Raw genomic sequence first — 2,400 nt, forward strand, 5'->3', positions numbered from 1 at the left:
TCCCCCCCCCCGCTCCGGCGTTTCGTCTCCCAAGGGCACACCAAGGCCAACACAACCGAACACGATCCTTCATGAACGCACGTCAGATCTCTTGACATGCCCGGCGCTGCGCACTGTCATATGTGATGTTCCGTTTGACTGCGTCCGGTTCCGTCGCTTCAGGAGGACCACTTGCCCACCACGCCCCGCTCATACAGGACACTGAGAGCCAGACTCGGCGCGCTCGGCACCGCGCTGACGCTGCTCACCGGCGGCGGCGCGCTCGCCGTCGGTCTCCAACTGGCCACCGCCCCCTCAGCGGTGGCACTGGACAACGGCGTCGGACTGACCCCGCAGATGGGCTTCAACAACTGGAACTCGACCCACTGCAGCGGCACCTTCAACGAGGCGATGGTCAAGAGCATCGCCGACCTGTTCGTCAGCAAGGGCCTCAAGGCGGCCGGCTACCAGTACGTCAACCTGGACGACTGCTGGGCGCTGCCGAACCGCGACGCGAGCGGCAACCTGGTCGCCGACCCGGTCCGCTTCCCCGACGGCATCAAGGCACTCGCCGACTACGTGCACTCCAAGGGCCTGAAGTTCGGCCTCTACTCCAGCGCCGGCACCCACACCTGCGACGTCCAGGGGTTCCCCGGCGGCCTCGGCCACGAGCAGCAGGACGCCAACCTGTGGGCCTCCTGGGGCGTCGACTACCTCAAGTACGACAACTGCAACAACCAGGGCGTCGACGCGCTGAGCCGCTACAAGGCGATGGGCGACGCGCTGAAGGCGACCGGCCGGCCGATCTTCTACAGCATCTGCGAGTGGGGCTCCACCGGGCCGTGGAACTGGGCGCAGAACATCGGCAACTCCTGGCGCACCACCGGTGACATCAGCGACAACTGGCAGTCGATGATCTCCATCGCGAACACCAACGCCGGCCTGAACGCGTACTCCAAGCGCGGCGCCTGGAACGACCCGGACATGCTGGAGGTCGGCAACGGCGGCATGACCGGCACCGAGTACCAGACGCACTTCAGCCTCTGGTCCGAGATGTCCGCCCCGCTGATGATCGGCACCGACCTGCGCACCGCGCAGCAGCAGACCTTCGACATCCTGACCAACACCGACGTGATCGCGGTGGACCAGGACCCGCTCGGCAAGCAGGGCGCGGTCGTCTCCGACGCCAACGGCCTGATGGTGATGTCCAAGCCGCTGGCCGACGGCAGCGTTGCGGTCACCCTCACCAACGAGGGCTCGTACGCCACCGACATCAGCACCGACGTCGCCACCCTCGGCATCGCGGGCGCCTCGTCCTACCAGGTCAAGGACCTCTGGTCGAAGCAGACCTCGACCACCACCGGCACGCTCAGCGCGACCGTCCCGGGCCACGGCACGGCGATGTTCCGGGTCACCCCGAGCGGCCCGGTGCCGCCGCCGACCGGCATGAGCTACGTCAGCGACCTGCCGTTCGTCTCGGCGAGCAACGGCTGGGGCCCGGTCGAGCGCGACATGAGCAACGGCGACTGGCACGCCGGTGACGGGCAGCCGATCAGCATCCGCGGCACGCAGTACGCCAAGGGCCTGGGCACCAACTCGCCCAGCGACGTCAGCTTCACCCTCGGCGGCGCCTGCAGGAACCTGGTCACCGACGTGGGCGTGGACGACGAGACCGGCGGGCAGGGCTCGGTGACGTTCCAGGTCTGGGCGGACGGCACCAAGGTCGCCGACAGCGGCCTGCTCACCGGCAAGGACCCGGCGAAGACGCTGACCGCCGACCTGACCGGCGCGAAGACGCTGCGCCTGGTGGTCACCGACGGCGGCGACGGCACCAGCTGGGACCACGCCGACTGGGCCGGCACGAAGATCGCCTGCGGCCCCGGCCCCGTGGCCGGCGCGCACCAGCTCTCCGACCTGAACTGGTCCTCGGCGAGCAACGGCTGGGGCCCGGTCGAGAAGGACAAGAGCGTGGGCGCGAACGGCACCGGTGACGGCGAGACGATCACGATCCGCGGCGTCAAGTACCCGAAGGGCCTGGGCACCAACTCGCCGAGCGAGGTGGACTACTACCTCGGCGGCAGCTGCACCTCGCTCAGCACCGACGTCGGTGTCGACGACGAGACCGGTGGCCAGGGCACCGTCACGTTCCAGATCTGGAAGGACGGCACGAAGGTCGCCGACAGCGGCCTGGTCACCGGCAAGGACGCCGCCGCCAAGCACCTGACGGCCGACCTGACCGGCGCGGACGAGCTGCGCCTGGTGGTCACCGACGCCGGCGACGGCAACAACAGCGACCACGGCGACTGGGCCGGGCCGGTGCTCACCTGCTGAGCCGCCGGTCCGACTCGATCCGAGCCGAGCTGAGCTGAGGTCGGCTCAGCTCGGCTTTGCTCAGCGCGGGCGCGGTGCCGGAGCCACCTC

General features: G+C 69.1%; 1 protein-coding gene. It reads left to right on the forward strand.

Features of this window, described 5'->3' with window-relative positions; all coding sequences use genetic code 11:
- Window positions 1-171: 171 nt before the first annotated feature.
- A complete protein-coding gene (locus tag AC060L_RS37260) occupies window positions 172-2,310 on the forward strand; it encodes an NPCBM/NEW2 domain-containing protein (RefSeq protein WP_483799735.1) in 2,139 nt (712 codons plus the stop codon).
- Window positions 2,311-2,400 lie beyond the last annotated feature (90 nt).

It is taken from the genome of Kitasatospora sp. NEAU-69 (assembly GCF_057158765.1).